The sequence below is a fragment of the Leptolyngbya sp. BC1307 genome (assembly GCF_002286735.1).
Taxonomy (GTDB): domain Bacteria; phylum Cyanobacteriota; class Cyanobacteriia; order Phormidesmidales; family Phormidesmidaceae; genus Phormidesmis.
This window is the reverse complement of sequence record NZ_NRTA01000207.1, coordinates 1-362: the sequence shown is the minus strand read 5'-3', so window position 1 is coordinate 362 and position 362 is coordinate 1. Positions and strand designations below refer to the sequence as shown.

The 362-nt window shown below is 45.3% G+C and carries 1 protein-coding gene; it reads left to right on the top strand.

Features of this window, described 5'->3' with window-relative positions:
• Positions 1–117 precede the first annotated feature (117 nt).
• A partial coding sequence (locus CKL79_RS23680) for a hypothetical protein (RefSeq protein WP_205879200.1) occupies positions 118–362 on the top strand: 245 nt, incomplete at its 3' end.

Below are 362 nucleotides of genomic sequence, written 5' to 3'. Positions count from 1 at the left end.
GCTGTCCTATGACTGCTTGACCGCCAGAAGTGAGGAGTTGAACAGGCTGAGCCATTGAGTCAGAAGCTATCGTACTAGACCTAAAGATAACTCCTAAGAAACACAAACTAATCAACCTTGAAAAGCCTCGATTGTCGTCCCCATCGCGACAATTGTGTTTCTTTTAGGTTTATCGAACAGCCAGCAGTGCTGTTCGTAAAAGGCTCAGATCTTGCACCAATCTCAATAAGCCGGTTCGGGCAGAGATTTGATGATAATGTCAAAGCCATAATGAGCCGTGATATCAGCGTTTCGCCTGATTTGTTTGAGCATCTGGGCGTGGTTCACAAATGGCTACTTTTGGGTAACACTTGCAGCACAAT